The 23128-nt window shown below is 61.0% G+C and carries 21 protein-coding genes; 9 read left to right on the plus strand and 12 right to left on the minus strand.

What is annotated here, in order from left to right:
- Positions 1–65: 65 nt before the first annotated feature.
- The 10 genes from fis to gcbA form a co-directional block, all read right to left on the minus strand.
- Positions 66–386: a DNA-binding transcriptional regulator Fis gene (fis, locus tag ACA049_RS03200; protein WP_007907419.1), complete on the minus strand. Its 321-nt coding sequence runs from the start codon at positions 384–386 to the stop codon at positions 66–68.
- The gene (dusB, locus tag ACA049_RS03205; RefSeq protein ID WP_056746229.1) at positions 383–1393 is read right to left on the minus strand and encodes a tRNA dihydrouridine synthase DusB; all 1011 of its coding nucleotides are present in this window, start codon (positions 1391–1393) and stop codon (positions 383–385) included. Before dusB ends, fis begins: the two co-directional genes overlap by 4 nt.
- Positions 1394–1578: 185 nt before the next feature.
- Positions 1579–2796 (minus strand): DUF3426 domain-containing protein, encoded by a 1218-nt coding sequence (locus tag ACA049_RS03210; protein WP_497333077.1) that lies wholly within the window; start codon positions 2794–2796, stop codon positions 1579–1581.
- A 30-nt stretch (positions 2797–2826) separates the two neighbouring features.
- A complete protein-coding gene (prmA, locus tag ACA049_RS03215; protein WP_497333079.1) occupies positions 2827–3705 on the minus strand; it encodes a 50S ribosomal protein L11 methyltransferase in 879 nt (292 codons plus the stop codon).
- Between the two features lie 267 nt (positions 3706–3972).
- On the minus strand, positions 3973–5331 hold the full coding sequence (gene accC, locus ACA049_RS03220; protein ID WP_008153754.1) for an acetyl-CoA carboxylase biotin carboxylase subunit: 1359 nt from the start codon (positions 5329–5331) through the stop codon (positions 3973–3975).
- 17 nt (positions 5332–5348) lie between these two features.
- Complete coding sequence (accB, locus tag ACA049_RS03225) at positions 5349–5810, minus strand: acetyl-CoA carboxylase biotin carboxyl carrier protein (RefSeq protein ID WP_054044024.1); 462 nt, start codon at positions 5808–5810, stop codon at positions 5349–5351.
- A gap of 48 nt (positions 5811–5858) precedes the next feature.
- On the minus strand, positions 5859–6311 hold the full coding sequence (gene aroQ, locus ACA049_RS03230) for a type II 3-dehydroquinate dehydratase (protein ID WP_497333081.1): 453 nt from the start codon (positions 6309–6311) through the stop codon (positions 5859–5861).
- Positions 6312–6442: 131 nt separating this feature from the next.
- Complete coding sequence (locus tag ACA049_RS03235) at positions 6443–8194, minus strand: protein-disulfide reductase DsbD (RefSeq protein ID WP_497333083.1); 1752 nt, start codon at positions 8192–8194, stop codon at positions 6443–6445.
- A 169-nt stretch (positions 8195–8363) separates the two neighbouring features.
- Positions 8364–10310: a methyl-accepting chemotaxis protein gene (locus ACA049_RS03240; RefSeq protein ID WP_497333085.1), complete on the minus strand. Its 1947-nt coding sequence runs from the start codon at positions 10308–10310 to the stop codon at positions 8364–8366.
- A gap of 52 nt (positions 10311–10362) precedes the next feature.
- Entirely contained in the window at positions 10363–12033 is a 1671-nt protein-coding gene (gene gcbA, locus ACA049_RS03245; protein WP_497333087.1) for a diguanylate cyclase GcbA, read from the minus strand.
- Positions 12034–12321: 288 nt separating this feature from the next.
- Here gcbA and ACA049_RS03250 point away from each other — a divergent pair, with 288 nt between their 5' ends.
- The 7 genes from ACA049_RS03250 (at position 12322) to ACA049_RS03280 (ending at position 19977) form a co-directional block, all read left to right on the plus strand.
- A complete protein-coding gene (locus ACA049_RS03250; RefSeq protein ID WP_497333089.1) occupies positions 12322–13389 on the plus strand; it encodes a DUF2333 family protein in 1068 nt (355 codons plus the stop codon).
- Between the two features lie 3 nt (positions 13390–13392).
- Positions 13393–13950 (plus strand): NUDIX hydrolase, encoded by a 558-nt coding sequence (locus tag ACA049_RS03255; protein WP_497333091.1) that lies wholly within the window; start codon positions 13393–13395, stop codon positions 13948–13950.
- A gap of 272 nt (positions 13951–14222) precedes the next feature.
- Entirely contained in the window at positions 14223–14594 is a 372-nt protein-coding gene (locus ACA049_RS03260) for a translation initiation factor Sui1 (protein WP_497333093.1), read from the plus strand.
- 224 nt (positions 14595–14818) lie between these two features.
- The gene (gene speA, locus ACA049_RS03265; RefSeq protein WP_109627790.1) at positions 14819–16732 is read left to right on the plus strand and encodes an arginine decarboxylase; all 1914 of its coding nucleotides are present in this window, start codon (positions 14819–14821) and stop codon (positions 16730–16732) included.
- 234 nt (positions 16733–16966) lie between these two features.
- Positions 16967–18289, plus strand: a complete 1323-nt coding sequence (locus ACA049_RS03270; RefSeq protein ID WP_497333095.1) for a contractile injection system protein, VgrG/Pvc8 family — start codon at positions 16967–16969, stop codon at positions 18287–18289.
- The gene (locus ACA049_RS03275; protein WP_497333097.1) at positions 18286–19083 is read left to right on the plus strand and encodes a DUF4123 domain-containing protein; all 798 of its coding nucleotides are present in this window, start codon (positions 18286–18288) and stop codon (positions 19081–19083) included. The genes ACA049_RS03270 and ACA049_RS03275 overlap by 4 nt, the downstream gene beginning before the upstream one ends.
- 18 nt (positions 19084–19101) lie before the next feature.
- The gene (locus ACA049_RS03280) at positions 19102–19977 is read left to right on the plus strand and encodes an alpha/beta hydrolase (RefSeq protein ID WP_497333099.1); all 876 of its coding nucleotides are present in this window, start codon (positions 19102–19104) and stop codon (positions 19975–19977) included.
- On the opposite strand, the gene ACA049_RS03285 is transcribed toward ACA049_RS03280, so the two are convergent.
- Positions 19971–21320, minus strand: coding sequence for an MATE family efflux transporter (locus ACA049_RS03285; RefSeq protein WP_497333101.1), 1350 nt, complete (start codon positions 21318–21320; stop codon positions 19971–19973). The genes ACA049_RS03280 and ACA049_RS03285 overlap by 7 nt on opposite strands.
- Positions 21321–21498: 178 nt before the next feature.
- The gene (locus ACA049_RS03290; RefSeq protein WP_109627794.1) at positions 21499–21792 is read right to left on the minus strand and encodes a hypothetical protein; all 294 of its coding nucleotides are present in this window, start codon (positions 21790–21792) and stop codon (positions 21499–21501) included.
- A gap of 276 nt (positions 21793–22068) precedes the next feature.
- Here ACA049_RS03290 and ACA049_RS03295 point away from each other — a divergent pair, with 276 nt between their 5' ends.
- Both ACA049_RS03295 and ACA049_RS03300 read left to right on the plus strand, forming a co-directional pair.
- Positions 22069–22371: a MazG-like family protein gene (locus ACA049_RS03295; protein WP_462028729.1), complete on the plus strand. Its 303-nt coding sequence runs from the start codon at positions 22069–22071 to the stop codon at positions 22369–22371.
- On the plus strand, positions 22371–23120 hold the full coding sequence (locus ACA049_RS03300) for a methyltransferase domain-containing protein (protein WP_497333103.1): 750 nt from the start codon (positions 22371–22373) through the stop codon (positions 23118–23120). The genes ACA049_RS03295 and ACA049_RS03300 overlap by 1 nt, the downstream gene beginning before the upstream one ends.
- Positions 23121–23128 lie beyond the last annotated feature (8 nt).

A 23128-nucleotide genomic window follows, 5' to 3' on the forward strand; every position in this document is an offset into this window, starting at 1 on the left:
AGCAAAGGAGTCAGCAAAAAAGGCGACCGTTTTTACGCGGGCGCCTTTCTGGTTTGATTGAATGCTTACAGCAAATCGTACTGCTTGAGTTTCTTGCGCAGCGTGCCTCGGTTCAGTCCGAGCAGCTCGCTGGCCTTGGTCTGGTTGCCCTTGACGTAGTTCATCACGCACTCGAGCAGGGGCGCCTCGACTTCGGAGAGCACCAGGTTGTACACATCCGTGACGGCAGCGCCCTCAAGGTGGGCGAAATAATTGTGCAGCGCCTTCTCGACACTCCCGCGAAGGGTCTGACCTTCTTCGCTCGGCGTGTTGAGGTGCTGTTTCAAATTCACGTTGTCGCTCACGGGTGTTGTTCCACTCACTAAAGTCTCGGTCATCATCGTCATGCGGCCACCCCTTCTCCGTCCCCTGTCAGGCTCTTGTAACGTTCGGCGAAGAAGCCCTGAACGTTGGCGCATTGTGCTTCCGTATCTTCCAAACGATTGAAGTGGGCGCGAAACTCCCTGGCGCCCGGCAAGGTTGCGAGATACCAGCCCACATGCTTTCGAGCGATCCGCACGCCCATGACGTCTCCATAGAAGACGTGCAGCGCAGCCAGATGCTCTAGCAGAATGCGTTCCACCTCGATCAGTTCCAGCGCCGGGAGTTTCTCGCCGGTACGCAGGAAGTGATCGATCTCGCGAAAAATCCATGGCCGCCCCTGGGCGGCCCGGCCTACCAGCAGGCCATCGGCACCGGTCGCGTCGAGCACGTACCGGGCCTTCTCGGGCGAATCGATATCGCCGTTGGCGAAGACCGGAATCGACACCGCCTGCTTGATCGCGGCAATGGTGTCGTACTCGGCTTCACCGGTGTACAGGTCGGCACGGGTGCGGCCATGGACCGCCAACGCCGTGATGCCCGCCTGTTCGGCGATCTTTGCCACCGTCAAACCATTCTTGTTGTCCCGGTCCCAACCGGTGCGGATCTTCAAGGTCACCGGCACATCAACCGCAGCCACAACGGCCTGCAGGATCTCGGTCACCAATGCTTCATCCTTCAACAGTGCGGAACCGGCGGCCTTGTTGCAGACCTTCTTCGCCGGACAGCCCATGTTGATGTCAATAATCTGTGCGCCCAGTTCGACGTTGGCCCGGGCCGCATCCGCCAGCATCTGTGCATCACCCCCGGCGATCTGGACCGAGCGTGGCTCGGGATCACCTTCGTGGATCATGCGCATCCGCGACTTGCGGGTGTTCCACAAACTCATGTCGCTGGTGACCATTTCCGAGACTACAAGCCCTGCGCCCAGTCGCTTGCACAGCTGACGAAAGGGCTGGTCGGTGACGCCCGCCATGGGGGCGAGAATCAAGCCGTTGTGCAATGTATATGGACCGATGCGTACCGCCGACATAGGACTTCCCTGTTGTGGGGCCGGATCATGAGAGTTCGAAAAAGGGTTGGCATGATACCCGCTCTCGATGACTGGATAAAGGCTGAATTGAACAAAATCTGAACAGTAATTCTGTTATCGCCAGCGGTTTGGTATGAGCGGTCGAAGTCAGAAATATGCCGTCAACGCCGTAACACTGAACCGTTTCACTCGGGCGAATGGAAGCTCAGGCTGTAATTCACCGCTTTGGAACCTGGATCGAGGATATCCAGTGCGATGTGGATCGGCGTCTGCGGCGGCATCTCCGCCAGGCCTTCGAGGTCGCCGTTGAGGTACTCGCCGGGTTTGAAGCGACGACTGGCGATCAGGTGGCCGTTAAGGTCGGCGAAGCGCAGTTCCAGCAGCGGGAAGGGCTGGGAGAACGGCGCACGGTTGTAGATGATCGCATCGACCACCAGCGCGCCGTTGAACTCTGGGTGACTGCGAACCACCAAGTTGCTGCTTTTGATTTTCGCGATATCAACTTTCGAGGGCACCGTGCAGCCGATTTGCGGGCACAGTTGCTGGAACCACGGACGGTATTGGTCCTGGCGCGCCAGTTCGTCGAAGTGGTAAGCGATGTATTGACCGCCCAGAGCGGCAGCACCGAGTAGCACCAATAGCAGCCAGAAAAGCCGGCGACCCCAAGGGGAGCGACGTTTTTGCCAACCCAGTTGCAGCGGGTCGTCTGACAGGTCCTGCAAGGCTTCGGCGCGTTCGGTCGACTCGCTGCGTACGTGTCGCTTGCGCAAGGGGGCAATCGGGGGCAGGTCGTCGTCAGGTGCATCGGTTGCCGACAGACGATCATGGTGCAGGGGCATGTCGAGCGGATCATTCAGGCGCAGTTGCGGCACCTGAGGCTCGTCGTCCAGATCAACCGGTTCCAGCGAGAACGAGGGCTCAGTGCGCGATTGCTTGCCCGCGTCTGCCTGCGTTTCCCGTTGGTCGTCTTCGACCGCCTGGGCGCGATCGGCCGCCGATTCGCTGAATAGGCTGTCGGACCAGGGTTCTTCGTCATGCTCGATAGGGTCGCGTCGAGCGCTGAGGCTGTCTTCGCGATGCCGGCCGAATTCCGTGGTCGGCTGGATTTCCCGTTGTTCGAGCCGGGCGAGTTCTTCGTCCAGGTCCAGGCTGTCCAGATCCAGTTCGGTGGCGGACCACTGCTTCTGGCTGATGGCGCGCGGGGCCGGCGGTTCGACAATGGCCGGAGCGACCGGTGTGACGGCTTCCTTGCCGGTCCGTTGCTCGAGCAACTGCTTGGCGGCGTTGAACACCTGCAAGCAGGAACCACAACGAACCACTCCGCGGGCCACGCTCAATTGAGCATGGCTGACACGGAAGCTGGTTTGGCAATGCGGGCACTGAGTGACGAAGCTGTCGGTCATGCGGCGATCCGGTTTATGCAGGCGCTCATTCTAGCGCCGACGGCCAGTGATACGCACCCAGCCATCGCGATTGGCGATCGGGTCCAGATCGAAGTCCTGAGCGTACGCTTTGGCGACTTCTTCACCTTGCTCGGCGAGGATGCCGGACAGTGCGAGACGGCCGCCCGGCTTGACCAGGCTGGACAATTGCGGCGCCAGGGAAACCAGTGGGCCGGCAAGAATGTTGGCCACCAGCACGTCGGCTTTAACCTGCGGCAGATCTTCCGGCAGATACAGTGGGAAGAGTGCGTCGGCGATGTTGTTGCGCCCGGCGTTGTCGCGGGAGGCTTCCAGCGCCTGCACGTCGATGTCGGTGCCGACCGCTTCCTTGGCCCCCAGCAGCAGGGCGGCAATCGCCAGAATCCCCGAGCCGCAACCGAAGTCCAGCACGTTGCAGTCTTTGAGGTCCTGACCGTCGAGCCATTCCAGGCACAGAGCGGTGGTCGGGTGCGTGCCGGTGCCGAACGCCAGGCCCGGGTCCAGCAGAATGTTCACGGCGTCGGGTTCAGGCGCCGCGTGCCAGCTTGGAACGATCCACAGGCGTTGACCGAAGCGCATTGGCTGGAAATCGTCCATCCAGCTGCGTTCCCAGTCCTGGTCTTCGATCACTTCGCTGTGATGCTCGGGCAGCGGGCTGCCGGTCAGCAACTCAAGGTGGGCCAGCACGCTGGCCGCTTCGGTGCCACCTTCGAACAGGGCCAACAGGTGCGTGTGCGACCACAGCGGCGTGGTGTTGAGTTCGGGTTCGAAGATCGGCTGGTCTTCGGCGTCCATGAAGGTCACCGACACGGCGCCCACTTCAAGGAAAGCGTCTTCGTAGGTTTCGGCTTGTTCTGGGCTGATGGCGAGACGGACTTGCAGCCAAGGCATGGCGGGCACCTTTGAAAAATATTGATTGCAGCCTAGCGGGCTGCGAGAAGCGCGCAAGTTTACGCGAGCGCGAGACAGAAGACGACAAGGCCGACACGAGCGTGCTCTTCGTAGGAGTGAGGCTTGCCCGCGAAGAACGATGACATGGTAAGTCTGAAACACCGCGGCGTTTGGTTCGCGGGCAAGCCTCGCTCCTACAGTCGGAGATATGAAACCTTCAGATACAACAAAGCCGCCCGAGGGCGGCTTTGTTGATCGGGCTAAAGCTTAGTGCTTTTCGCCCGCCAGCTTGTGTTCCAGGTAGTGGATGTTGATCCCACCTTTGCAGAAGCCTTCATCGCGGACCAGGTCGCGGTGCAGCGGGATGTTGGTCTTGATCCCGTCGACAACGATTTCGTCCAGCGCATTGCGCATGCGTGCCAATGCTTCGTCACGGGTTGCGCCGTAGGTGATCAGCTTGCCGATCAACGAATCGTAGTTCGGCGGAACGGCATAACCGCTGTACAGGTGCGAATCGACGCGAACGCCGTTGCCGCCTGGAGCGTGGAAATGCTTGACCGTGCCTGGGCTTGGCATGAAGGTTTTCGGGTCTTCGGCGTTGATTCGGCATTCCAGTGCATGACCGCGGATAACCACGTCTTCCTGGGTGTACGACAACTTGTTGCCAGCGGCGATGCTGAGCATCTCCTTGACGATGTCGATGCCGGTGACCATTTCCGAAACCGGGTGCTCAACCTGAACGCGGGTGTTCATTTCGATGAAATAGAACGCGCCGTTCTCGTACAGGAACTCGAAAGTGCCTGCGCCACGGTAGTTGATGTCGATGCACGCCTTGACGCAGCGAGCGAGGACTTCAGCGCGAGCTTTCTCGTCGATGCCCGGTGCCGGCGCTTCTTCGAGAACCTTCTGGTGACGACGTTGCAGCGAGCAATCGCGGTCGCCCAGATGGATGGCGTGGCCCTGGCCATCGGAAAGCACCTGGACTTCCACGTGACGTGGGTTGGTCAGGAATTTTTCCAGATAGACCATCGGGTTGCCGAACGCCGCGCCAGCTTCGGTGCGGGTCAGTTTTGCGAAGGAGATCAGGTCTTCTTCTTTATGCACAACGCGCATGCCGCGACCACCGCCGCCGCCAGCGGCTTTGATGATCACCGGATAACCGACTTCGCGACCGATGCGCAGAGCGGTTTCTTCGTCTTCAGGCAACGGGCCGTCGGAACCCGGAACGGTTGGAACGCCCGCAGCGATCATGGCGTGCTTGGCCGATACCTTGTCGCCCATCAGGCGAATGGTGTCGGCTTTCGGGCCAATGAACGCGAAGCCGGAGTTCTCGACCTGTTCAGCGAAATCAGCGTTTTCCGCAAGGAAACCGTAGCCTGGGTGAATGGCGGTAGCGCCGGTCACTTCAGCCGCGGCGATGATTGCCGGAATGTGCAGGTAAGAGTGGGCGGCCGAGGCCGGACCGATGCAGACGGATTCGTCTGCCAGGCCCAGGTGCATCAGCTCTTTGTCGGCCTTGGAGTAAACGGCGACAGTCTTGATGCCCATCTCTTTGCAGGCACGCAGGATCCGCAGGGCAATCTCACCGCGGTTGGCGATCAGAACTTTTTCCAACTTCGCAGTCATCAAAGTTTCTCCGCGGTTCAAACGATGGTGAACAGCGGTTGGTCGTACTCAACCGGCTGGCCGTCTTCGACGAGGATGGATTCGATCACACCGCTGGTTTCAGCTTCGATGTGGTTCATCATCTTCATGGCTTCGACGATGCACAGAGTGTCGCCTTTCTTCACGGTCTGGCCGACTTCAACGAAGGACGGCGAGCTTGGCGAAGATTTGCGGTAGAAGGTGCCGACCATCGGCGAACGGGCAACGGTGCCGTTCAGCACTGGCGCGGCCGGGGCAGCGGGGGCGGCGGCAGCAACCGGAGCAGCGGCAACAGGTGCCGGGGCCGGAGCGTGCATTGGAGCCGGTGCGTAGTACTGCTGAGCCGGGGTCTTGCTATGACGGCTGATGCGTACGGACTCTTCGCCTTCCTTGATCTCCAGCTCGTCGATGCCGGACTCTTCCAGCAGTTCGATCAGTTTCTTAACTTTACGGATATCCATGAATCATCAACTCCCAAGGGTCGGTCAGGGGCGTTTAACGCTTGTTGTTCAAGCCGTTGCCTGTCTTTCAAGCTGCTCTAGTGCGGCCTCCAGGGCCAGTCGATAACCGCTGGCGCCAAGGCCGCAGATCACTCCCACCGCTACGTCGGAGAAGTAAGAGTGATGGCGGAAAGGTTCGCGTTTGTGCACGTTAGACAAATGCACTTCGATGAATGGGATGCTCACCGCCAGCAGCGCGTCACGTAATGCGACACTTGTGTGCGTAAAAGCTGCTGGGTTGATCAGAATGAAGTCCACACCTTCGCCTTTCGCGGCGTGGATGCGGTCAATCAATTCGTACTCGGCGTTGCTTTGCAGGTACAGCAAATGATGGCCGGCTTCACGGGCACGGCGTTCCAGGTCCTGGTTGATCTGCGCCAGTGTCGTAGCGCCATAGGTGCCCGGTTCACGGGTGCCGAGCAAGTTCAGGTTGGGGCCGTGCAGAACCAATAGCGTCGCCATCTGCTGTTCCTTGTTATCTGTGTGCAATTGTCAGAACCCGGCGACTATGACGCAAAGCCTTTGTGACTGTCCAGTTCTATGCAATAGCCAGCACGATGGCCGATGTTTGCGCGAAATATGTGACCGGGTGATTAAATCCGGTCATTTGCTTTCGCAACACGTTCGGCGAAGTCTGTCGCATTGATCTCGCCGATGACTCGCACATCGGCACGTTCGACGCCGTCCTTGCCGAAAAACATCAGGGCCGGAGGGCCGAACAGTTTGTAGCGATCGAGCAGCGCACGTTGCTCGGCGTTGCTGGCGGTGATGTCGAAGCGGATCAGGCGATAGGCCTTCAGGCGTTCGACGACCGTGGCGTCGTTCAATACTTCGCGTTCGATCACTTTGCAGCTGATGCACCAGTCGGCGTACCAGTCGAGTAGCAGCGGGGTGCCGGTGGATCGGGCTTCGGCGAGAACCCGGTCGAGGTCGGCCGGGGTGCTGACGGTTTGCCAGGCGCTGGTGTTCTGCGGCTGTTCGTTGCCGGCAATGACGCGCGGTTGGCCAATCGGGTTGAACGGGTCGGTCTGACCGCTGAACGCCCCGAACCAGCAAGCCAGTGCGTAAAACAGCAGGAACATCCCGAGCAGTTGGCCGAGGCGTTTTCGAGGAGGTTTGTAGACGAACTCCAGTGCGCCCATGAACAAACCGACGCCGCCGGCCAGCAAACCGATCAGCAACAAGGTGATCTGCCCCGGCAACACGCGACTGACCAGCCCTATGGCCAATCCCAGCAACAACACGCCAATCGCATTTTTCACATAGACCAGCCACGGCCCGCTTTTCGGCAGCCAGGCTGCGCCGCCGGTGGCCACGAGCAGCAGCGGTGCGCCCATGCCGAGGCCGAGCATGAACAGTTTCAATCCACCCCCCAGCGCATCACCGCTGGCGCTGATGTACAGCAGCGCACCGGCCAGCGGTGCCGACACGCAGGGCGACACCAGCAAACTCGACACCACACCCAGCACGGCGGCGCCCCACAGCGATCCGCCTTCGGTGCGCCCGGCGATCCGGTCCAGGCGACTGCTGATTGCCTGTGGCAACTTGAGTTCGAACACGCCGAACATCGCCAGGGCGAACACCGCAAAAAACATCGCGAACGGCACCAGCACCCACGCCGATTGCAGGCGCGCCTGAAGGTTGAGCTGAGCGCCGAACATCCCCATCAACGCCCCCAACAGGGCGAAGCAGGCGGCCATTGGCAGCACATAAGCGAGCGACAGATTGAAGCCGCGCAACCCGCCGACCTGACCGCGCAAGACCACGCCGGACAGGATCGGCAGCATCGGCAGCACGCACGGGGTGAAGGTCAAGCCCAGCCCGGCGAGAAAGAACAAGGCAAGCTCGCGCCAACTCCAGTTCTGCGCCGTGGCGGGTGTCGGTGCGCCGATGCCATCAATGCTCAGGCGTTCGGTTTCGGGCGGATAACACAGGCCTTTGTCGGCGCAGCCCTGATAGGTCACAGCCAGCGTGAACGCGCGCGGATCGGTGCGCGGCACTTCGACGTCGAGGATGCCGTGATAGACCTCGACATCGCCAAAGTACTCATCGTGCTTTTGCTCGCCCTTGGGCAATTGCGCCGCGCCCAGGACAACCTCGGCCGGCTCGGCGCGAAACTGAAAGCGATGCCGATAGAGGTAGTAACCCTCGGTCGCGACAAAACGCAGCTTGATCGATTGTGGCGTGCTGTCGACCAGGCTCAGCTGAAAGGCCTCGCGCACCGGCAGGAAGTCGGCGCTGTTGTTGATCGAGCCCAGAGTGGAACTGGGCCGACTCTCCAGCAACCCGGCGGCGGAGGCCGGCAGGGCGAGCACTAAAAGCAGCAGGCAAAGCAAACGGCGCATGACAATCTCGCGTATCGGAATTGGGGGCATGATAGCGGACAGTCGCACGGATTGCCCCGCCCCTGTAGGAGCGAGGCTTGCCCGCGAAGAACGATTACGCGGTTTGCCTGAATGACCGCATCGTATGGTTCGCGGGCAAGCCTCGCTCCTACGGGGGCATGGCGGTGGGTCAGACGCGGAACGCTTGGACGGCGGTATGCAAGCGTCCGCCCAACACCAACAAGTTTTCTCCCTGCACGCGTCCCTCGCCGATGCGCAGCAAGTTATCCCCACCCAATTGGTGAATCCGCTCGCTGTGATCGCGGATCTCACTGACGGCACCACTCTGCTGCGCCGTGACATCGGCAATGCGCACGGCAGTGTCGGAAATGGTCTGGATTGCCCCGACGATTTTATCCAAAGCACCGTCGGCAGCCTGAGCCTGATTGGCCGTGGCTTCGGCGTGTTCGACCTGGGCGCGCATGCCTTCCACCGATTGCCGCGCGGCGGTTTGCAGGCCGGCAATCAAGGTCTGGATCTCCGCCGTAGCCCCGGCCGTGCGTTGTGCCAGTGAGCGAACCTCTTCCGCGACCACCGCAAAACCGCGGCCCATCTCTCCGGCGCGGGCGGCCTCGATGGCGGCGTTCAGGGCCAGCAGGTTGGTCTGGTCGGCAATCGAGCGGATCACCGTCAGCACGCCGCCGATGGTCGCGGATTCTTCAGCCAGGTGCTCGATCATCTGCGCATTGCCTTGCACTTCACCGACCAGCGCGTGGAGGCCGGTGAGGCTCAGGCCGATGACTTTCTGGCCATGCTCGACCGCCAGTCCGGCATGCCGACTGGCATCGGCGGCCTGGCTGGCATCACCGGCAACCTGTTGAATCGTCGCCTCCAGTTCGCCGAGCGAATCACGGATCAGCGCCGTATCGCCGGCCTGGTGTTCGGCGCCGCTGTGCAAGTCGTTGCTCAGTTCGGCCAGGGTGCGGCTGCTGCCGGCGACCTGCTCGGCATTGAGGCGAATCGTCCCCACCAGGTCCACCAGATACGCGCGCAAGCGATTGAGCGACGCTTCAATGTCGTGCAGTTCGCGGTTTGTTTTGCCCAATTGAATGTCCTGGCTGAAGTCGCCTTCGGCCCAGGTCGACAGGGCCGGGGCGAGGTTGGTCAGCGTCCGGGCGAGTTTGCGTTGCAAGGTGTCGATCAGCAGCGCGATCAGAAGGATCAGGCCGATCATCACGCCTTGCATCAAGCGCACTTCGCCCTGGATCTGTCCGTGCTGGGCGCGGACCACCGGCTCCAGTCCGGCAATGGCCTGCTGCACGTCAGCGATTTTCAGGTGTGTCGCGGTGCTGAGGTCGGTGCGTTTCTGGATCTGATCGCGAGTGCGCGCCAGCTCGGCGGGGTAGCGTGTCAGCAGGCTGTTGAGTTCCCGCTTGAGGCCGACGCCGGCATCTTCGGCGACGGCTTTTTCGGTGTTTTCGAGCCCCATCATCGCCGCGAAGTCATCGGTCCCGGATTCGCTGCTGGCGGCCACGCCGAGCAGTGGCAAGGCGCCGATCAGCTCAGCCTGCGTGCGGATGCTGGCGACTTCGCGCTCGACATCGGCAGCCAGCTCACTGCGGCCGCTGCTGACCAGTTTGTCCCGGGCCAACGACAGTTTGCCCAGGTGCTGGGACGCGGCGAGCAAGGGCGCAAGGTACGCCGCGTTGCCGCTGGCGTATTGGCTGAGTTGGTCGAGGCTGGCGCCGAGTTCGCGTTCGGCTTGCAGCAGCAACGCTTGAGGATCCCCGGCGAGTTTGCCAGCGGCCAGCAGGTCGGTTTTGCTGAATTCATCGAGGTTCGACAGGCTCGGGCGCAAGGTGTCAGCCAGGGCCGGCGGCAACTCACCGAGTTCCTTTTGCAGGCCGTCGATGGCCTGGCTGGCGCTGCTCAAGCGCAGGGCATCGCCGCTGGCGAGGTAATCCTCGACGTTGCGCGCCACTTCATTCTGAAATTGCTGGGACAGTCCCAGGTAACGCTCCATCAGCAGATAAGGGCGTTCGAGGGCTTTTTGCGACCACCAGAGCGTCGCGCCAAGGGCCACGCACACGGCGACTAAAAGGAGGGTATTGAGATTGGTCAGCAGCTTCAGGCGCATCGCGGGTCTACCAACGGCAGAATGGTAAGCGCCTGAAGTTATTGCGTTTCTGTTACAGGGTTATGACCGAATGGGTCCATTCCGATGAAAAAGTGGCACTTTGCTTTGACGTCCGTGCGGCCTGCACGCGGTTGCGTCCGCCGTCCTTGGCGCGGTACAGCGCTTCGTCGGCCTGGCTGGCCATCATCAGGCTGTCGGAGTGTTCGCACAGCTCCACCACCCCGGCGCTGAAGGTGCACCACAAATCTTGTGGCTGGGCGGGATAGTGGATTTCGGCAAACCGCTGACGGATTTCATCGAGCACTTTGTGGGCCGCTTCGAGATCGGTGTCCGGCATGACGATGGCGAATTCTTCACCGCCGTAGCGGCCGATGAAATCGGTCTTGCGCAACCGCTGCTTGAGGAACAGCGCCAGGCTCTTGATGACGCGGTCGCCCATCGGGTGGCCGTGGCTGTCGTTGACCCGTTTGAAGTGGTCGATGTCGAGCATCGCAAAACTCAGCGGCTTGCTCTCACGGCGGGCGCGGAAGCTGCAGTCTTCGAGCAATTGCAGGATATGGGTGTGGTTGTACAGCCCGGTCAGGCTGTCGCGGACCATCCGCGCTTTCAGATTGCGCGCCCGCGCCGCGCGGTTGCGCACGGTGGTAATCAGGTGTCGCGGCTTGATCGGCTTGGTCAGGAAATCGTCGCCGCCTTCGCTCATGGCGTCGAGTTGCTTGTCGAGGTCATCTTCGGCCGACAGGTAAATGATCGGCACGCTGACGTAACGGTCGTTGTGCCGGATCACCTTGGCCAGTTCCGTGCCGGTGCAGGTCGGCATGTACATGTCGAGGATGATCAGGTCCGGCTGAAAGTCCGCCAGTTCGGCCATGGCCTGGATCGGGTCGATCAAGGTGCGCGTGACGATCCCGGCGCTGTTCAGCAGACGCTCGGTGTGCAAGGCCTGGGCGCGTGAGTCGTCGATGATCAGCACTTTATAAGGTTCGTACTGGGCGACGCAGGTCAGGACTTCGATCTTCTCCAGCAGGCTCGAGGCTTCGAGGGTGCCGGTGAGGAATTCCTGGCCACCGGCGCGCACGGCGGCGAGGCGGGTCGGGGTGTCGGTTTCAAGCAAGCTGAAGAACAGCAGCGGTAACGGCTCGTCCAGTCCGACCTGGGCCTCGGCAGCCAGTTTCAAGCCGATGCCGGTGCCACTGAAGTCAACGTCCATGACGATCGCCGCGGGCAGGCGCTCGACCATCGAGGAACGAAACGCGGCAACGCTGTCCAGGGATTGGGCGCTGAGCCCGAAAAATTCCAGCTGCTTGGCCAGGCGTTCGGCGCGGTCGTGATCCTGCAGCATCACGTAGATCGGCTTGCGCAAAGGTGGCAGGAAGGTTTGTTCGAGCTGATCGCCGTGGCGCAGGCCGGTGCGCGACAGGCGCTGCATCAAGCGATTGAGGTCGGTGATCAGGCCGCTGCTCAGGCGTCCGCGATTGGCGTCGACAGCCTCCAGCGACAGGCCGATGTGGCGCGCCAGTTGAGTGTGTTCCGGCTGTTCGAAACGTTCGGCAAAGCGCAGCAGGCGCAGGTTGGCCTCGCTCAGGTCCGATAAATCGGTGGTGGACCACTCGCTGCGTTGCAGGCGCTGCCATATCTCAAGAATCTGACGTGCCTGATGAATTACCCGCTGGGCAAAGTGGTGCTTGAGGCGCTCACGGCTGGGGTCTTCTGGCTCGGTCATATCCTGACTACTAGTTAGGGTGCATGCTGAGATCGACTGGTGGCTCTATGCTAGCACCTCTTTTCAATCCCATGAGCGTCGTGTGTCAATAATCTGCAAAGCGGCCTCATTCAGTTTCTGACTGGTTGGTCGCATAGGCTCGCCGCTGTGCTTCATTTATAGTGGCCCCTGATCGCGGCCATTGTAAGTCCCTCTGTTTCGCGCAGGATTTAATGCGCGGCAAACGAGGCACGATGGCGTAGGGTTGTGGTCGAACCGATGAACTCAAGTGATTGAAAGGATATCGCCATGCTGGACTGGAAGAATCGCGCGGGCAGCGCGCCTGAACGTGCCGCTGAACCGAAATCGGCCACCCGCAGTTACGTCGGCGGCCTGTTGTTCAGCCGGGCGCTGGCCACGCTGATTGGCCTGTACCTGCTGGTCGCGATTGGGCTGGGTTGGTATTGGAGCCAGGAGCCTGCGCTGTTCCCGGTTCAACAAAATGCCCAGGCGGCGGCCGAGAAAGAAGGCAAGCAGATGGTCGTCGGCTACACCACGGTGGAAACCCTCAAGACCGTGGCCGGTACGTTGCTGAGCAAGCCCGGTGGTTATATTTCCAACGACCGTTTCCCGCCGGGCCTGTGGATGGACAACACGCCGAGCTGGGAATATGGCGTGCTGGTTCAGGTTCGCGACCTGAGTCGTGCCATGCGCAAAGACTTCGCCCGCTCCCAGTCGCAGTCCACCGAAGACGCTGACCTGGCCAAGGCCGAGCCGCGTTTCAACTTCGACAACAAAAGCTGGGTGCTGCCTTCCAGTGAGTCCGAATACCAGGAAGGCATCAATTCCCTGAGCCGTTATCAGGCACGCCTGTCCGATCCGAGTCAGAAAAGCGCGCTGTTCTATGCCCGCGCCGACAACTTGAACAACTGGCTGGGCGATGTCGGCACCCGTCTGGGTTCGCTGTCGCAACGGCTGTCGGCCAGCGTTGGCCGGGTCAAACTCAACACCGCGCTGAAAACCGAAGTCCTGGCTCCGGGGCAGGTGCCACAGGTCGATGAAGAAATCGTCGAGACCCCGTGGATGCAGATCGACAACGTGTTCTACGAAGCCCGCGGCCAGGCCTGGGCCTTGTCCCACCTGTTGCGCGCCATCGAAGTCGACTTCGCCGATGTGTTGGCCAAGAAGAACGCCACGGTCAGCGTGCGTCAGATCATTCGTGAACTGGAAGCGTCGCAAGAGCCGGTGTGGAGCCCGATGATCCTCAACGGCAGCGGCTTCGGCGTGCTGGCCAACCACTCGCTGGTCATGGCCAACTACATCTCCCGGGCCAACGCCGCAGTGATCGATCTGCGTCAATTGCTCAATCAGGGCTGAGTCATGGTCGATACCGCCAAAGAGGCTGCGCATCGCGCGGCCTCGGATGCCGAACAGATTGCCTGGGTCGACGAGCAGGACAACCTGCTCGGCGCCCTGGTCCGTTCCGACCTGCGCGAGCGCGGGCTGATCGGGCGCGGCACCTACATCATGCTGTTCAATTCGGCCGGTGAACTGTGCGTTCACCGTCGAACCTTGAGCAAAGCCATTTACCCCGGTTACTGGGACGTGGCGGCAGGCGGCATGGTGCTCGCCACCGAGACGTACGCCGAATCGGCTGCGCGTGAACTGGAAGAAGAGCTGGGTGTGAGCGGCGTGGAACTGATCGCCCATGATCATTTCTTCTTCGAGGACACCGGCAATCGTCTCTGGTGTTCGGCGTTCTCGGCGGTGTGGGACGGCCCCTTGATCCTGCAGCCGGAAGAAGTCCTTGAAGCGCGCTTCATCCCCGTTGATCAAGTCCTGCTGGAAATCCAGCAAAAGCCTTATTGCCCGGACTCTCTGGCCGCGTTGAAGCGCTATCTTCGGGCTCGCGGGGATGACGTCGCAAAAGAGGCATAAATTGGCGCCGATTGGCTCTTAGCAAGTCGGCTTTTTGCCGTTACACTGCGCGACCTTGTAGGAGCTGTCGAGTGCAACGAGGCTGCGATCTTTTGATTTTACCGTTGAATCAAAATCAAAAGATCGCAGCCTCGTTGCACTCGACAGCTCCTACACGCATACACAGTGTTGTACGTTTTCAGTAGCGCTGCCCCTGCCTGAGTGGGGCTTCGCGGTCGATGGCACTTGCCCAAGTGCCGCGGCCAGTCTTTGTCCTCCCAAGAGGATTGCCGGTGGCCAAAAAAGCCGCATCCTTCGCCGCCCTTGGTGGCCTGGTATTTTCCACCGACGCAGGTCGTCATTGCCCGGAATGCAGTAAGCCGGTGGACGCCTGTATCTGCAAACAAACCCTGATCCCGGCCGGTGACGGCATCGCTCGCGTGCGTCGTGAAAGCAAGGGGCGTGGCGGCAAGACGGTGACCACCATCACCGGCGTACCGTTGGCGGAAGAAGCGCTCAAGGACCTGGCCACTACGTTGAAGAAACGCTGTGGGACCGGGGGAGCGTTGAAAGACGGAATCATCGAAATCCAGGGCGATCATGTCGAGCTACTCTTGGCCGAACTGATCAAGCTGGGTTTCAAAGCGAAGAAGTCCGGCGGCTAGCAGCCTCTGTGAAAACCACCCCTCGGCTTGATCCGGTCCTGATTAAACTCTGGCCTGGCGTCGTCTACATGGTTTTCACAGAGCCTGTTCTGACCGGTTTCTAAACTCAGCGCTGAATGTGAGGTCTATGGCCCTTGCATGCAGGCTAATCGTCATTTTCATTCTTTAGACTGCGCCGGCCTGAACCCAGGCGACGCTCTATGACTTCTTTATAGGGGACTTCAATGTCCGTACGACGCACACGCAAAGACGATGGCAGCCAATGGACAGTTGCGGACAGCCGCAGTGTTTACGGGATTCGCCATTGGGGGGCCGGGTATTTCGCGATCAATGACGCCGGTCGCGTCGAAGTTCGTCCGAACGGTCCGACCAGTTCGCCTATCGACCTCTTCGAGCAAGTCGACCAGTTGCGCAAAAGCGGCCTGTCCTTGCCGTTGCTGGTGCGTTTCCCTGACATTCTGCAAGACCGTGTCCGTCAGCTGACCGGCGCCTTCGATTCCAATATCGAGCGCCTGGAATACCAGAGCAAGTACACCGCGCTGTACCCGATCAAGGTGAACCAGCAAGAAGCGGTGATCGAAAACATCATCGCCACCCAGGACGTTTCCATCGGCCTGGAAGCCGGTTCCAAGCCCGAGTTGCTTGCCGTATTGGCGCTGGCGCCAAAGGGCGGCACCATCGTCTGCAACGGTTACAAGGATCGCGAGTTCATCCGTCTGGCGCTGATGGGTCAGAAGCTTGGCCACAACGTGTTCATCGTGATCGAGAAAGAATCCGAAGTTGAACTGGTGATCGAAGAAGCCGCCTCGCTGAAGGTCAAGCCTCAAGTCGGCCTGCGCGTGCGTCTGTCGTCCCTGGCTTCGTCCAAGTGGGCGGACACCGGCGGCGAGAAATCCAAATTCGGTCTGTCGGCGGCGCAGCTGCTGTCGGTGGTCGAGCGTTTCCGCGCGGCGGGCCTGGATCAGGGCATTCGCCTGCTGCACTTCCACATGGGCTCGCAGATCGCCAACCTGGCGGACTACCAGCACGGCTTCAAGGAAGCGATTCGTTACTACGGCGAACTGCGTAACCTCGGCCTGCCGGTTGACCACATCGACGTGGGTGGCGGTCTGGGTGTCGACTACGACGGTACGCACTCGCGCAACGCCAGTTCGATCAACTACGACATGGACGATTACGCCGGTGTCGTGGTCGGGATGCTCAAGGAATTCTGCGACGCGCAGAGCCTGCCGCACCCGAACATCTTCTCCGAAAGCGGCCGCTCGCTGACCGCTCACCACGCCATGCTGGTGGTGCAAGTGACCGACGTCGAGAAACACAACGACGACGTGCCGAAGATCGAGAACAAGGAAGAGCTGCCGGAAACCGTGCAGTGGCTGGTTGACCTGCTGGGCCCGACCGACATTGAGATGGTCACCGAAACCTACTGGCGCGCCACGCACTACATGAGCGACGTGGCCACCCAGTACGCCGATGGCAAGCTGACCCTGGCGGAAAAAGCCCTGGCCGAGCAATGCTACTTCGCGGTGTGCCGTCGCCTGCATAACTCGTTGAAGGCGCGTCAGCGTTCGCACCGTCAGGTGCTCGACGAACTCAACGACAAGCTGGCCGACAAGTACATCTGCAACTTCTCGGTGTTCCAGAGCCTGCCGGACACCTGGGCCATCGGCCAGGTCCTGCCGATCCTGCCGCTGCACCGTCTCGACGAAGAGCCGCTGCGCCGCGCCGTGCTGCAGGATCTGACCTGCGACTCCGACGGCAAGATCAAGCAATACGTCGACGAGCAGAGCATCGAAACCAGTCTGCCGGTTCACGGTTTGAACGAAGGCGAGGACTACCTGCTGGGTATCTTCCTGGTCGGCGCCTATCAGGAAATCCTCGGTGACATGCACAACCTGTTTGGTGACACCGACTCGGTGAACATCTACCAGAATGCTGACGGCAGCGTGTACCACGCCGGTATCGAAACCCACGACACCATCGAAGACATGCTGCGTTACGTGCACTTGTCGCCGGAAGAGCTGATGACCCACTACCGCGACAAGTGCGCCAGTGCGCGCATCACCGCCGCCGAACGCACCCAGTTCCTCGACGCGCTGCGCCTGGGCCTGACCCGTTCGTCTTACCTGTCTTCTTGAGGTAAGGCACCGCTCTCAGCAGGTTGTCTGAAAATATTCCGCACGCTGCGGGAAATTTCAGATGACCTGGTGGGACGCTCCTCTGATTTAAAGCGAAATGACTCACATCCCCAGCTATCCAAGCGATGTGGTCCTCTTTTCGCGTAGGTCATTTCCTAAGTTGTACTTCGGCACTCTACTCGGCCAACTCTCTCGGAGAGAATCCCCGGCCGCCCCTCCTGTAGAGAATCGCCGATGTTCGATCCAGTCAACGAGCCGTCATTTCGTCTGGATGTAGAGGGTCTGCCCGACCCCGTTGAGGTCTTGGCCTTTACCGGCAATGAAGCGATCAGTGAACCCTTCGTATTCGATGTGGATCTGCTGATTGATGACCCGACACTGGACCTGGCAAGCCTGCTGTACCGTCCGGCTTTTTTGCATCTCGGGCCACCGGGGACCGGTTTTCACGGGCAGTTGCATGAACTCGTCCAGACTGGCCATGGTGGTGCGCCCAGGCTTTGTCGTGTGCGTCTGAGACCGAAGCTGGCCTGCCTGGCCCAGCGTTTCAGCCAGCGTATTTTCAGCAATCGTTCTGTGCCCGAGATCCTCGCCCAGGTACTCAAGGAGCATGGTATTGCCGGCAAGGATCGGCGCTTTGACTTGAGCGGCGATTATTCACCGCGTGAGTTCTGCACGCAGTACCGGGAATCGGATCTGCAGTTTCTCCAGCGTCTGTGCGCTCAGGAACGGCTTCATTACCACTTCGAGCATCGCAGGCGCGGGCACTGTCTGGTCTTTGGTGATGGGCCGGGGCAATTTCAGCGGGAAGCCGAGATGGTTTTTGATCCCGACACCGAACAGCCCGGCGTGCAGCAGTTCAAGGTTCAAGGCAACACGCAGGCAGGCGAAGGTCGGACGAACCTGATGACCCTGCGCAGCGGCCAGCGCGTTTTACTGTCCGGCCATCCGTGCGCCGAGTGGAATCGTCTCTGGTTGCTGACCCATGTCGAGCATCAGGGAGGGCAGACGCAGGGGATTGCTTATGGCAACCAGATCCGCGCTGTTGCCGGGGCGTTACCGCTCGCGGCGCCGCATTCGGTCACGCCCCCCCGGATGCACAGCGTGCAGCGGGCCTGGGTGGTTGACGTCGATGAGGCGCAACCCGATTCATCCAGGCCCGTTGCGGTGCAATTTGACTGGGTCTATCAGGGCGAAGGCGCTGCGCCCAGCCACTGCTGGCTGCCGATGGCGCCGGAGTTGGGCGATGCGCACGTCATGCCGTTGAGTGAAGGCGCGCAGGTGCTGGTGAGCTTTATCGAAGGGGATCCGGATCAACCGTTAATCACCGGGTTTCTTCCCGGACAACCCGGCATCCAAACGTCGGTCTCGCCCGAACCTCCACCCACCGTGGCCACAGATGACAACGCTAACGTCGACGGATTGATTCGCTTATTGCAATCCAGTGAACCGGTCGTGTTGCTGTGTCTGATGCCCGGTGGGGGCAGTTTCAGCCATTGCGCACAAGCCTTCTGCACCTGCCGGGCAGCGACGCAGCTTGGCCAGAGCGGTGCGGCATGATCGTCGCCCAGGCGCCGGACGCGACCGCGCAATGGCTGTTGCTCGACGTACCGGGAGCGCCCCGGGCCGGTGCGATGCTGCGTGAGCAGTTTGCGCTGGCCCGACGGTTCTGGCTGTTTGACGGCACAGAATTGCAGCCGTTACGCGAACACGGACCTGTGTTGGTCGAGCTTAAGGGCTGCCCGGTGCTGGCCGATTTGTGCCAGCGCGAACCACACCTCTGGAGCGGTTTGTTACTGGTCAGTGCAGCGTCGCCGTCGCAGTTGCTTGAGCATTTGCGACGCATGCTCACGGTCACCTTTGGCCTGCATCATCGCGCGTTGTTGAGTTACTACAACCCCCACACCGCCAGTTACTTTTTCGATGCCTGCGATGCCCAGGAACTGAGCCGCTGGCTGGGGCCGATCAGTCAGTTGCGCTGGTTCGGCGGCACCTGGGCCGACCGGGCAATCGGCAGCCAGGGCTGGCAGCAGTTGTTCAATCCGGGGCTTGCCGTCAGCCCGTTGGCCATCGAAGAAAACCTCACGCCTCGTCAGCGGGACACCTTGCAAACCTGCCTCCTTGAACAGCACGCCTGGCATTGGAGCCGATCCACCGGGACCGACTACACCCGTCTGTGGGCACATGTGCAGGAAGGGCTGACGTTGGGTTTCAGCGAGCGCCCGGTGCTCGATGGCTGGTTATGGCTACGCTTGCAGTATCCCCACGCTTTGCCCCTGCAGCCATTACCGGGCATCACTCAGCAGGAACGTCTCGATAGCCTGCGCAATCTATGGCAGAACGATCAACCCTGAACACGAGGTTCGACATTGATGGCGCGTAAAATCCGCGGGCTGTTCAGCCTGGGCCTGGGCATTTGTTTGCTGGCCGTGATGACGGCGTGCTCACCACTGAAAATGCTCAATGCCCTGACCCCCGACAGCACGTTCGACAAGACCGAGGGGATTGCCTATGGCGATGATCCGCGACAGAAACTCGATGTCTATGTGCCGCGTCATCCTCTGGAGAACGCTCCGGTGGTGGTGTTTTTCTACGGCGGCAGCTGGAACAGCGGTTCACGCAGTGATTACGCTTTTGTCGGCGAGGCGTTGGCGTCGCGAGGAGTGGTGGCGGTGCTGGCGGATTATCGGCTCTATCCGCAGGTGCGCTACCCCTTGTTCCTGGAGGATGGCGCCAAGGCCGTGGCCTGGACTCACGAACACATCCGCCGGTTTTCCGGTGACCCGCAGCGGCTCTACCTGATGGGCCATAGCTCCGGGGCTTATAACGTTGCCATGCTGGCGTTGGACCCTGGTTTGCTGGGTGCCGTGGGGATGTCGCCGCACGATCTGCGTGGCTGGATCGGTCTGGCCGGGCCTTATGATTTTCTGCCCATCCAGAATCCGGACATTCGGCCAGTATTTTTCTGGCCGGATTCTCCGCCCCAGTCGCAACCGATCAATCACGTCAGTCGAGGCGCGCCGCCGGCCTTGTTGATGGCTTCGCGCGACGACGATCTGGTCAACCCGACGCGTAACACCGGTGGCCTGGCGCGCAAGTTACGCCAGGCCGGAGTGCCGGTTCAGGACTTCTATTTTGCTCGCACCGGACACGCCACGCTGGTGGCGACGCTGTCTCGGCCCATGCGTGGTCTGGCGCCGGTGCTGGATGAGGTTACCGCCTTCATCAGAGCCACGCCGACTCAGTGAACCTTGCCCGCGAACCAGCCGTCGTTCTGGCGCAAGTACCAGGCGAAAGCGCCGAGGGTGAGGCTGCGCAACAACATGAACAACAAGAAAGTTATCCACAGCCCATGGTTGCCCAAACCTTGCAGTGCCCAGGCGAACGGCAGCAGCAGAATGACCGTCAGCAGCATGCCGTTACGCATTTCCCGGGCACGGGTGGCGCCGATGAACAGCCCGTCGAGCAGGTAACTCCAGACGGCAATCAGCGGCAGCGCGGCGAGGTAGGGCAGGTAGATGAACGCGGTGTCGCGCACGCTCTGGATGTCGGTCTGCATCTCGATGAACAAATGCCCGGCGAAGACGAACAGCACGGCAAAGCCCAGGCTCGCCAGCAACGACCAGCCGCAGGCGACCACCAATGAGCGACGCAGCGCCTCTCGATCACGCGCGCCGATGGCATGCCCGCACAGGGCTTCCACGGCGTGGGCCAGGCCATCCAGCGCGTGAGCGGTCAGCAGCAAGCCGTTGAGCAGCAGGGCGTTCGCGGCGACGGTGGCATCACCGAGCCGCGCGCCTTGAACGGTGATCAGGAAAAACACCGATTGCAGCGCCAGGCTGCGGATGAAAATGTCGCGGTTGACGGCCAGCAATGGTCGCCAGCTCTGCCATAGCGCCAGCGCTGCCCAGGCGATGTGGCCGGGATAGGCGCGCAGGGCTTTGCGGGTCATGAACAGGCCGATCAGGGCGCCGGTCCATTCGGCGATCACCGACGCTCGGGCTGCACCGACCACGCCCCAATCCAGACCGAGGACGAACCACAGGTTCAGCGCGATGTTCACCAGGTTGGTGCTCAGCAGGATCGCCAGCGGTGCCCGGGCGTTCTGGGTGCCAAGGAACCAGCCGACCAGCGCATAACTGGCCAGCGCCGCTGGCAAGCCGAATAGCCGGGTGTGGAAAAATTCGCGGGTGAGTTGGTCGAGCTCGGCCGAGGGTTGCATGAAGTGCAACGCGACGCCGCTCAACGGAACGCCTAGTGCTCCCAGAACAATCGCCAGCCCCATCGCCAGCAACAAGCCCTGCAACAAAATCTGCCGCAACGCCGCGCCATCCCCGCGCCCGGCAGCCTGAGCCGCGAAACCGGTCGTGCCCATGCGCAGAAAGCCCATGCCCCAGGCCAGAAAGGTGTACAGGCTGGCCCCGACCGCGACGGCGCCCAACTGATGGGCGTGGGGCAGGTGGCCGATGACGGTACTGTCGACCAGTGCCACCAGCGGAACGGAAATGTTCGAAAGAATCATCGGCGCCGCCAGCGCCCAGACCCGGCGATGGGTAGGGCGGTCGCGCCAGTCGGCAATCAGGTTGGACATGCAGGCTCCTTGGGGGAGCGGGCATTGTAGCGATACATTCGGAATCTGCAGCGATCCATTGTGGGAGCGGACTTGCTCGCGAAGGCGGCCTTTCAGTCGAAACTGATTTCGCCTGACACTCCGCTTTCGCGAGCAAGTCGAATCGTCGCACCGCCGCTCCCACAGGTGGTTGGTGGTGTCAGTGGATGATCCAGCTCAGCAACCACAGCCCCAGCAGCAACCAGATAATCCCCATGATGATCGATGCATTCATGAACGCCCGGATCGCCGACCACAACAGCATCAACCCCAAAATCAGCGCGATGATGCTGATGATCGACGTATCCATCCCCAATGCACGGGACAAGCCTTCGACAAAATTGCTGCCGGCATGGCTCAACAGGTTGAACAAGCCGCTGAGGCCGTCAACGATAAAGCGGATAACCGAGCCGAGTGCCTGGCCGAGCCATTCGAAAAAACTTTCTACCTGCATGTCGTGAACGTCCTGATGTCAGTGGTGGCGTGCTTGCCGGACTTGAGCCTTGGGCCATGGATTGCGCTGCCGAGTTCCCCACAAGCATAGTGGGTTGCATAGACCCTGTGGGAGCGGGCTTGCTCGCGAAGGCGGTGTATCAGCCAACACTGATGTCGATTTCAGTCCGCATTCGCGAGCAAGCCCACTCCCACAAAGAACAGTACCTTCACGCTAACGCTGCCACTTGCCATCCCCGGCCATCCCCCCGAAGCTATACGCCTTCAGGAGAGCCCGATGAACCTTGTTGAACTGACCGAACGCCTGCACGCCATCCGTGACCGCAACGACTGGCAGCAATTTCACAGCCCGAAAAACTTGGCCATGGCCGCGAGCGTGGAAATGTCCGAGCTGGTGGAGATTTTCCAGTGGCTGACCGAAGACCAGTCGCGCCAGTTGCCGGCGGACAAGCTCGCCCACGCCGGGCAGGAAATCGGCGACATCGTCCTCTACCTGTTACTGCTCTGCGGCGAGTTGGGCCTGGACATGAATGAAGTGGTGCGCAGCAAGCTCGCCGACAGTGAAAAGAGGTTCAGCTGATGAGCGATCGTCATTTCGATCAACTGGCGACCCGGTTTGCCGAAAAAATCTACGGCGGTGCCAAAGGTGCGATACGTCTCGCGGTGCTTCAGGCCGACCTGGCCGAAACCCTGCCGGACCGGCCGCTGCGCGTATTGGATATCGGCGCGGGCCTGGGCCACATGTCGTTGTGGCTGGCCCAGCGCGGTCATGACGTCACGCTGGCCGAACCCGCCGAACCGATGCTCGAAGGCGCCCGCCAGCGCTTCGCCGACGCCGGGCAGAGCGCTACGTTTATCCAGGCACCATGGCAGGATTTGCTCGGTCAGCTCACCGAGCCCTACGACCTGGTGCTGTGCCACGCCGTGCTGGAATGGCTCGCCGAACCTCACGCGATTCTGCCGGTGCTGCATCAGTTGACCAAGCAGGACGGCTGGCTGTCGCTGGCCTTCTACAACCGCGATGCGCTGATTTATCGCAACCTGCTCAAGGGCCACTTTCGCAAGATGCGCAAGAACGACATGGCCGGCGAGAAGCAGAGCCTGACCCCGCAGCAGCCACTGGATCCGCGTGAACTGGCGGCGCAACTTGAGGGCCTGTGGCAGGTCGAAACCCAGAGCGGGGTGCGGGTTTTTCACGACTACATGCCAGTGGAATTCCAGGCCCGCGCCGAACTCGTGGACTTGCTCGAAATGGAGCTGGCCCACCGCCGTCACCCAAGCTTTGCCGGGCTTGGGCGTTATTTGCACTGGATCTGTCGGCCGGTTTGATCGGAGCG

This window comes from Pseudomonas sp. LBUM1662 (assembly GCF_059695915.1).

Bases quoted from the DNA above. Each gene is read 5' to 3' on its own strand.
- fis (WP_007907419.1), bottom strand. From the start codon at position 386: ATGACGATGATGACCGAGACTTTAGTGAGTGGAACAACACCCGTGAGC.
- dusB (WP_056746229.1), bottom strand. From the start codon at position 1,393: ATGTCGGCGGTACGCATCGGTCCATATACATTGCACAACGGCTTGATT.
- ACA049_RS03210 (WP_497333077.1), bottom strand. From the start codon at position 2,796: ATGACCGACAGCTTCGTCACTCAGTGCCCGCATTGCCAAACCAGCTTC.
- prmA (WP_497333079.1), bottom strand. From the start codon at position 3,705: ATGCCTTGGCTGCAAGTCCGTCTCGCCATCAGCCCAGAACAAGCCGAA.
- accC (WP_008153754.1), bottom strand. From the start codon at position 5,331: ATGACTGCGAAGTTGGAAAAAGTTCTGATCGCCAACCGCGGTGAGATT.
- accB (WP_054044024.1), bottom strand. From the start codon at position 5,810: ATGGATATCCGTAAAGTTAAGAAACTGATCGAACTGCTGGAAGAGTCC.
- aroQ (WP_497333081.1), bottom strand. From the start codon at position 6,311: ATGGCGACGCTATTGGTTCTGCACGGCCCCAACCTGAACTTGCTCGGC.
- ACA049_RS03235 (WP_497333083.1), bottom strand. From the start codon at position 8,194: ATGCGCCGTTTGCTTTGCCTGCTGCTTTTAGTGCTCGCCCTGCCGGCC.
- ACA049_RS03240 (WP_497333085.1), bottom strand. From the start codon at position 10,310: ATGCGCCTGAAGCTGCTGACCAATCTCAATACCCTCCTTTTAGTCGCC.
- gcbA (WP_497333087.1), bottom strand. From the start codon at position 12,033: ATGACCGAGCCAGAAGACCCCAGCCGTGAGCGCCTCAAGCACCACTTT.
- ACA049_RS03250 (WP_497333089.1), top strand. From the start codon at position 12,322: ATGCTGGACTGGAAGAATCGCGCGGGCAGCGCGCCTGAACGTGCCGCT.
- ACA049_RS03255 (WP_497333091.1), top strand. From the start codon at position 13,393: ATGGTCGATACCGCCAAAGAGGCTGCGCATCGCGCGGCCTCGGATGCC.
- speA (WP_109627790.1), top strand. From the start codon at position 14,819: ATGTCCGTACGACGCACACGCAAAGACGATGGCAGCCAATGGACAGTT.
- ACA049_RS03270 (WP_497333095.1), top strand. From the start codon at position 16,967: ATGTTCGATCCAGTCAACGAGCCGTCATTTCGTCTGGATGTAGAGGGT.
- ACA049_RS03275 (WP_497333097.1), top strand. From the start codon at position 18,286: ATGATCGTCGCCCAGGCGCCGGACGCGACCGCGCAATGGCTGTTGCTC.
- ACA049_RS03280 (WP_497333099.1), top strand. From the start codon at position 19,102: ATGGCGCGTAAAATCCGCGGGCTGTTCAGCCTGGGCCTGGGCATTTGT.
- ACA049_RS03285 (WP_497333101.1), bottom strand. From the start codon at position 21,320: ATGTCCAACCTGATTGCCGACTGGCGCGACCGCCCTACCCATCGCCGG.
- ACA049_RS03290 (WP_109627794.1), bottom strand. From the start codon at position 21,792: ATGCAGGTAGAAAGTTTTTTCGAATGGCTCGGCCAGGCACTCGGCTCG.
- ACA049_RS03295 (WP_462028729.1), top strand. From the start codon at position 22,069: ATGAACCTTGTTGAACTGACCGAACGCCTGCACGCCATCCGTGACCGC.
- ACA049_RS03300 (WP_497333103.1), top strand. From the start codon at position 22,371: ATGAGCGATCGTCATTTCGATCAACTGGCGACCCGGTTTGCCGAAAAA.